At 32.3% G+C, this 7187-nt stretch carries 8 protein-coding genes; 1 reads left to right on the top strand and 7 read right to left on the bottom strand.

All coding sequences use genetic code 11. From position 1 onward, the window contains the following. On the bottom strand, positions 1-539 hold a 539-nt coding region (locus KJI70_02630; GenBank protein MCP6718410.1), incomplete at its 3' end, for a class I SAM-dependent methyltransferase. Between KJI70_02630 and KJI70_02625 the strand changes: the two genes are divergently transcribed. After that, positions 540-2108, top strand: a complete 1569-nt coding sequence (locus tag KJI70_02625) for a tRNA uridine(34) 5-carboxymethylaminomethyl modification radical SAM/GNAT enzyme Elp3 (GenBank protein ID MCP6718409.1) — start codon at positions 540-542, stop codon at positions 2106-2108. Here KJI70_02625 and KJI70_02620 read toward each other — a convergent pair. From KJI70_02620 to KJI70_02595, 6 genes are all read right to left on the bottom strand, one after another. Beyond that, positions 2105-2977: a presenilin family intramembrane aspartyl protease gene (locus tag KJI70_02620; protein ID MCP6718408.1), complete on the bottom strand. Its 873-nt coding sequence runs from the start codon at positions 2975-2977 to the stop codon at positions 2105-2107. The genes KJI70_02625 and KJI70_02620 overlap by 4 nt on opposite strands. A 2-nt stretch (positions 2978-2979) precedes the next feature. Next, positions 2980-3171 carry a hypothetical protein gene (locus tag KJI70_02615; GenBank protein ID MCP6718407.1) on the bottom strand — a complete coding sequence of 64 codons (192 nt, stop codon included), beginning with the start codon at positions 3169-3171 and terminating at the stop codon, positions 2980-2982. A 3-nt stretch (positions 3172-3174) separates the two neighbouring features. Beyond that, positions 3175-4131, bottom strand: a complete 957-nt coding sequence (locus tag KJI70_02610) for an NGG1p interacting factor NIF3 (GenBank protein ID MCP6718406.1) — start codon at positions 4129-4131, stop codon at positions 3175-3177. Positions 4132-4134: 3 nt separating this feature from the next. Then, complete coding sequence (locus KJI70_02605) at positions 4135-4284, bottom strand: hypothetical protein (protein MCP6718405.1); 150 nt, start codon at positions 4282-4284, stop codon at positions 4135-4137. A 58-nt stretch (positions 4285-4342) separates the two neighbouring features. Next, positions 4343-5713 carry an RtcB family protein gene (locus KJI70_02600; GenBank protein ID MCP6718404.1) on the bottom strand — a complete coding sequence of 457 codons (1371 nt, stop codon included), beginning with the start codon at positions 5711-5713 and terminating at the stop codon, positions 4343-4345. 61 nt (positions 5714-5774) lie between these two features. Then, positions 5775-7043, bottom strand: a complete 1269-nt coding sequence (locus tag KJI70_02595) for a UDP-N-acetylmuramoyl-L-alanyl-D-glutamate--2,6-diaminopimelate ligase (GenBank protein ID MCP6718403.1) — start codon at positions 7041-7043, stop codon at positions 5775-5777. Between the last annotated feature and the right edge of the window lie 144 nt (positions 7044-7187).

The following is a 7187-nucleotide window of genomic DNA, read 5'->3' as shown; positions in this document are numbered from 1 at the left end:
GGCTCATAAATATCGTTCCAGTCTAATTTTGATTTTCCAATTAATTTTAAAAGTGTATATTTAATTAATAACTGCCATTCTTTTATTTGATGAAGCTTCCAAACAGTTAAAACTAACAAGCCATTTGATTTTAAAACTCTTTTTGCTTCAGTTAAAAATTTTAATCTGAATTCTTTTGCAGGGATATGATGCAATACTGCAATGCTGTAAACATTATTAAAATAATTATCAGGGAATGATAGATTTAAAGCATCTTCAACTTTAAATTCTGCTTCTGGATAATTTTCTTTTGATATTTCTATTAAATTCTTGGAACTATCAATGCCAATATATTCTGTTTGTTTTTCTTTAAAAACAGGGTAATATCTTGCATTACCGCAGCCTAAATCTAAAACCTTATCTCCTGGCACTAAATAATTATCAAATAAAAACAGAATTTCTTCCCAAACATTCTGTCTTGTACTTGAAAATTCTTGAGCAATTAAGTTATAATCCTCTCTAGTTTTAACCAGTAGATAGTGAGCATCTTCTTGTCTCATATGAAATCAAAAGAATTAATAATTAAAGATTTGATCAAAAAGCGAATGAAAAATCGTTCTGATTTGGATGTTTTTAAAAGGCAAATTGCAAAAAAGTATAAAATTAATTGCCCGTCAAACATCCAATTATTAAAAGCTTATCATGAATTAGTAAAGAAAAAAAGGATTAAAAAATCAGAAAATATTGAGCAACTTTTAATAACAAGGCCTGTGCGCTCTCTTTCAGGAATTGTTAATATCTCAGTTTTAACAAAACCTTATCCTTGCCCTGGCAAATGTTTATACTGCCCTATTGAAGCTGGCTTCCCAAAAAGCTATTTGTCAGGAGAGCCAGCAGCAGAACGCGCAAAGAGTCTAAAATATAATCCATATATTCAGGTTGAACAAAGAATTAAAATGCTTGAAGCTGGAGGCCATCCAACCGACAAAGTTGACTTAAGAATTATTGGAGGAACCTGGTCATATTATCCAAAAAACTATCAAGAAATATTCATTAAAAGATGTTTTGACGCTTGCAACAATAAAACAAGTAAAAACTTAAATCAAGCTCAAGGGTTAAACGAAAAAGCGAAACACAGAATCATTGGATTGTCTGTTGAAACAAGACCTGATTTTATTGATAAAAAAGAAATTAAAAGATTAAGGAATTTAGGAATTACAAAAGTAGAGCTTGGCGTTCAAAGCATTTATGATGATGTTTTGAAAATTAATTTAAGAGGGCACAATGTTAAAAAAACTATTGAAGCAACAAAACTTTTAAAAGATGCTGGATTTAAGCTTTCCTATCAGGTAATGCCTAATTTGCCTGGCTCAACTCCTAAAAAAGATATTGCAATGTTTGAAAAGTTATTTTCAAGTTCTGATTTTAAACCAGATTTAATTAAAATTTATCCCTGCGCTCTGCTTAAAGAGGCTCCTCTTTATAAATGGTATAAAAAAGGAAAGTATAAGCCTTACTCTGTAAAACAATTAATAAATATAATTATAGAAGCGAAAAAGAAAACACCATATTATACAAGAATTGAAAGGATTATTAGAGACATTCCTTCACCAAGAGTGGTAGAAGGAGGTGTTAAGGTTTCTAATTTAAGGGAAGTAATAAAAGCAAAAATGGAAAGAGAAAATTGGCAGTGCAAATGTATTAGGTGCAGGGAAATAAAGGCAGAATATGATAAAAAAGAAAAAACATACTTGTTCAGAAAAGATTATGATGCCTCTGATGGTAAAGAAATATTTTTAACTTTTGAGAATAAAAATAGAACCAAACTTTACAGCTTGCTAAGATTAAGAATTCCTTCTGACCCAATCTTGCCTGTCTTGAAAAACAGCGCTTTGATTAGAGAAATCCATACTTACGGACGAATGATTCCAATATCTAAAAAAGGATTAGCTCCTCAACATAAAGGGTTGGGGAAAAAATTAATTAAAGAAGTTGAAAAGATTGTTAAAAATGAATTTAAAATTAAAAAAATTGCTGTTATTTCAGCAATAGGTGCTAGAGGCTACTGGCGCAGATTCAATTACTGCCTTAAAAACACTTACATGGTTAAATCCCTTATAAGTAATTAAAAAAGTTTAGTTATTAGATAACCAATTATTGAAAACAGTGCAATTGGAGGCAGGGCTGGGATCGGTTTGTGTTCTTTTTGGAAAGCAAAAAACAAGAAACTTGCCAGAAGCCCAATCAAAGAAAACAAAGCCACAATTAAAGAATTGACAATCCCGGAAGAAACCAAAGAAGAACAAAATAAAAGAGGAAAAACAACATCCCCTCCTCCTAAAACCATGAATTTTCCTCCGGGCTTAACTTCAGCTAAACTTTGTTTAAAATCCTTTAGACTTGGTGGAATAACAAATCCTAAAATCGCACGGCTTTCAATCATTTCTTTCGCCATTTCTACCATATGTTTTGTTTTATAAACTGCAATAATATCATAAACTGAAAAAATCACTAATAAAATTGCTACTGTCTGAGGCATAAATGTTAGTCCTAAAACACTACCAGCCCCAGCCATTGCCATAATCATGCAAACATCCTGGATAAAAACTGACGGCCATTTTAGCCACCAAACAATTAAAACCAGCATTGTAATTAAAGAAAACAAATCGCCAATCCAGATACTTAACAGCAAACTTCCTCCCCAAAAAACAGAAGTAATAAAAAGGGCTTTAAAAATAATTCCTTTTTGTTTTTTGAATTTTAAATAACGGACGAAAACAAAGATTAATGATGTTGCTAAAATAAAATAGACGATGAATTGAATGAAAGAGAACTTTGGAACTGGAATTTTTTCAACTTCTAAAATATTGTTAATTTTAAAGGCAGTAAAAATTCCTAAAAGCAGGGTTAAAGAAAATAAAAAACCTTCTATTGCAAAGATTTTCCAAATTGATTTGAAAGTTTGTGTTTTTAAAGACACATTCTTATTTTCTTTCATTTTTATTTAGACAATTTCTCAATCTCTTTTTCTGGATAATGAGGTGCGATTCTTTTAATCTTTTCCACAATCTTGTCTTTCTCTGATTTACTCTTAGCTTCAGCATGTTTTTCTTTCAATCTCTTTATCTTTTGTTTTCTTTTCTTTTTAGCTTTTATTTGGAATTGTCTTCTTTTTGTAGAAACTTTACTCATAATTTATTTATTAATTCGTGAAATCCTGGTTAAACCTGAGCATGAAATAACTTCAACTCCTCTTTTTTCCAATTCGTCTAGGAACAAATTAACACCTAAAGAATCTGAACTCATGTGGCCAGCAATAACAACATTGATGTTGGCTGCTTCAGCTTCTTTTTTGTGTTCTTCTGAAATGTGCATGCCAATAGTAGTGCCAATCCCAGCTATTGCCATTTTCTCATAAAGCTTTGGAGAACCTTCAGTTCCGCCGGTAATTTCAGTTAAAGCGATCTTACCGCAACGGTTCTCTTTATTCCCAGTAAAAATCTTCGGACCTGCTCCAATCTTAATTGCATGCCTGTATTCTGGTATAGTTTTTAAAAAACCTATTAAATCCTCAAGTCTTAATAGATCATCTTTTTTCTCTTCAATTTTATCTTTTAAAAATTTGGCTGCCAAATTATCGCAGATTGTATGAAGGCACATTAAATTAAATCCCAAAAGTTTTACTGTATCAACTGTTCTTTCATGATTAAGCTTATTAACGCCACGAGCAACTTCTGAAATCCTTTCTCTCATTAATCCTTCAGCAACATTGATAGGCACACCATACATGTTTAAAATATCACATTGAAGCTCCATGACATCATGGAGATTTGCCAGGGCTTTTCCTAAGGGATGATGAGAAATGATTAAATCAATGTTCCCCAGCTCCTTGGCTAATAAAATCTCGGCTGGGTCAATATCAATACCTATCAAAATTCTTTTGATTTCTCTGTCATCTGCAATATTTAAAATCTGGGAATCAGAATAAGGGTTTTTTAAAGTTTCTTTATCAAAAAACTCTTTTTCTTTTTCTGGTAATTTCTCATATTTTTTCCTTTTTCTTTCTAAAAGCTTTTCAATAAAATCCCTGCTTCTGAAATCAGAATCTATTCCCATTTTTATTGCCAAATTATAGATATCACGTATTCTCATTCTTTATTTTTTTAAAACTTTATTAGTATGAAATTTATTAATCAATTCGCTTATTAACTCTTGTTGCTTTTTAACATCTAAAACCTCTCTTCTGATCTGAGCCTTTTGCCTGCGAATATGTTTTCTTATTGATTTTGAAAGCCTTCTTTTCATAAACTAAAAAGCAGTTTAGTAATTGAGCAAAATAATAAAAAAAAGGGGATTTTCATTTTTATTCTCCTTTAATTACAGCTAATGGGGCCAATCTTGCCACTTTTTTGACTAGACCAGCATTATGAACCACATTAACAATATTATCAATGTTTTTATAAGCTAAAGGAGCTTCTTCAGCGATTCCTCTTGAACTCTGGCATTTAACAATAATTCCTTTTTGTTTTAACTGTTTTACTACGTTTTGTCCAGAGATTGTTCTTAATGCTTGCTTTCTTGACATCGTTCTTCCAGCACCATGACACGTTGAATAAAAGCTTTGTTCTCCCTCTTTTCTGCCAGCTAAAATATATGAAGCAGTTCCCATTGAGCCAGGAATCAAAACCGGCTGACCAACTTTCTTGTATTTTTCTGGAATTTCAGGATGGTTAGGCGGAAAAGCACGAGTAGCTCCTTTTCTGTGGATACAAAGTTTTATTTTTCTACCATTAATTTCATATTCTTCAATTTTGGCAATATTATGAGCTACATCATAAAGCATATGAAGCGGCGTTGCTTTATTGCCCAAAACAGATTTCCAAGCCTCTCTTACAGAATGAGCAATCATTTGACGATTAGCCCAAGCATAATTTGCTCCACAGGCCATAGCTGAAAGATATCTTTTCCCTTCATCAGAATTTATTGGACAGGCAGCTAGTTCTCTGTCAGGTAAATTAATATTGTATTTTGGCATTGCCTCCATCATAACCCTGATATAATCACTAGCAATCTGATGCCCCAAACCACGAGAACCAGTATGGATCATTATTACAATCTGGCCCTTGAATAATCCAAAAACCTCAGCTATATTTTCATCAAAAATAGTATCTACCCTTTGAACTTCTATAAAGTGGTTGCCGGATCCAAGAGTACCAACCTGATCTCTTCCTCTGTTTTTTGCTTTATCTGAAACATTGCTGATATTAGCACTTTTAAGATTGCCGCTTGCCTCGCAGTTTTCTAAATCCTGATCATGGCCATAACCTTTATCAACTAAAGCTTTAGCTCCTTGTTCTAAAATTCTATTGATTGAATTAATGTCGAGTTTTACTTTTCTACCTTTTCCTAATCCTGATGGAACCTGTTTTTGAATTTCAGTAGCTAATTTATCAATATATGGCTTGATTTCTTTTTCATTGAATTCAGACTTCAAAACCCTCATTCCGCAGTTAATGTCATAACCAACTCCACCAGGTGAAATTACGCCATCAGTTAGTTTTGTAGCTGCCACGCCACCAATAACAAACCCATAACCTGTATGAATATCTGGCATGGCTAAAGAGTATTTCACAATACCTGGCAAAGTAGAAACATTAATAACCTGTTCTAAAGCACCAGGCTCTATAGTTTCCAACATTCTTTCTGAAGTATAAATTCTAGCTGGAACACGCATATCACTTCTAAAGCTTTTAGGTATTTCCCATAACCAGTCTGATATTTTTTTAAAATTATTTTTAAATGCCATAATTCAGTTTTTCAAATTCTTGTTTTACTATTTTTCTGTCATCCCATGGAATTTTCTTTCCTTTTTCAATACATATCCATGGTTCACAACCCTTTCCTGTTATTATAACAACATCATTAGTTTTTGCTTTTTCTAAAGCACTATTTATTGCTTTTTCCCTGTCTATAATCTTTTCTGCCTTGTTTCCAGCGCCTTGGGCAACTTGATTGATAATGTCTTCTGGATTTTCATCATAAGGATCTTCATTTGTAATTATAATATGCTGACAATATTTTGCTGCAATTTTCCCTAAAATAGGTCTTTTCCATTTATCCCTTCCTCCACCAGCTGCACCTAAAACACAGATTAAATTTTCAGGTTTAAAACTGTTTTTAACAGTAGTATATACTTTCTCTAAAGCATTGGGAGTAAAAGCATAATCAACTATTACTTTAAATGGACTAAAAATTACCATTTCCATTCTCCCAGGAACTATCTTGATTTTCTTTAAAGCATCTCTACAAGTCTCTAAACTGATTTTCTCAGACAGTGCTACACAGACTGACGCTAGGGCATTATAAATGTTAAAAGCGCCAAGAACATCCAGCTCAAAGACCACATCATTTATCTGAAAACCAATGCCACTGGCATCAGCTTTATATTTTGTAGCAAGTATTTCATATTCTTTATTATTAACTCCATTATTTAATAGCCCATATTTATATTTTTTCTCTGCATTGTATTTAAGGAAGTATTCAACATTTTTATCATCAATATTCAAGACATGAACACCCTTGGCAACTGCAAACAGCTTTTCTTTAACTTGCCTGTAATTCTCAAAAGAACCATGAGCTTCAATGTGCTCTGGAGATAGATTGGTAAAAACAGCTGTATCAAATTTAATAAACCTATGGCGGTGCTGTTTTATTCCTTCTGAGGTCACTTCTATTACTGCATACTTGCATCCTGAGTTAACTGCTTGTTTCAAAAATCTCTGCAAAGCAAATCTGCCTGGCATTGTCATCTTAAGCATATTAGGCTCTTCTTTATCAGCTATCTTGAATTTAATTGAAGATAAAACAGCTATTTTAAAACCAGCTTCTTGCAAAATCACAGATATCATTTCAGCCACAGTTGATTTTCCATTGGTTCCAGTAATCCCAATAACTTTCAACTTTTTAGAAGGAAAACCATAAAACAAGGCTGCTAAAAAAACCAGCACAAAATGATACCAGTCCAATAAAAAATAAGGGATGATTTTTTTAATAACTTGCTTCATTATCTCTTATTTTTACATAAATTTAGTAAATTATGAAAGTCTTTTATTCCTGTCCAGACCAAGTGCATATTATAAAGCTTTAAAATATCTAGGCGAAAAATGTCGCATGAAACAACACGTTCATTTGACAAAATAAAAATAAAT

This window comes from Patescibacteria group bacterium (assembly GCA_024238995.1).
Lineage (GTDB): Bacteria > Patescibacteriota > Minisyncoccia > Minisyncoccales > JANBVM01 > JANBVL01.
The sequence above is the reverse complement of the archived record's forward strand: the minus strand, read 5'-3'. Positions and strand labels throughout refer to the sequence as shown.

Excerpts from the sequence above, each read along its gene's own strand:
- KJI70_02625 (MCP6718409.1), top strand. The coding sequence starts at position 540 with ATGAAATCAAAAGAATTAATAATTAAAGATTTGATCAAAAAGCGAATG.
- KJI70_02620 (MCP6718408.1), bottom strand. The coding sequence starts at position 2,977 with ATGAAAGAAAATAAGAATGTGTCTTTAAAAACACAAACTTTCAAATCA.
- KJI70_02615 (MCP6718407.1), bottom strand. The coding sequence starts at position 3,171 with ATGAGTAAAGTTTCTACAAAAAGAAGACAATTCCAAATAAAAGCTAAA.
- KJI70_02610 (MCP6718406.1), bottom strand. The coding sequence starts at position 4,131 with ATGAGAATACGTGATATCTATAATTTGGCAATAAAAATGGGAATAGAT.
- KJI70_02605 (MCP6718405.1), bottom strand. The coding sequence starts at position 4,284 with ATGAAAAGAAGGCTTTCAAAATCAATAAGAAAACATATTCGCAGGCAA.
- KJI70_02600 (MCP6718404.1), bottom strand. The coding sequence starts at position 5,713 with ATGCGTGTTCCAGCTAGAATTTATACTTCAGAAAGAATGTTGGAAACT.
- KJI70_02595 (MCP6718403.1), bottom strand. The coding sequence starts at position 7,043 with ATGAAGCAAGTTATTAAAAAAATCATCCCTTATTTTTTATTGGACTGG.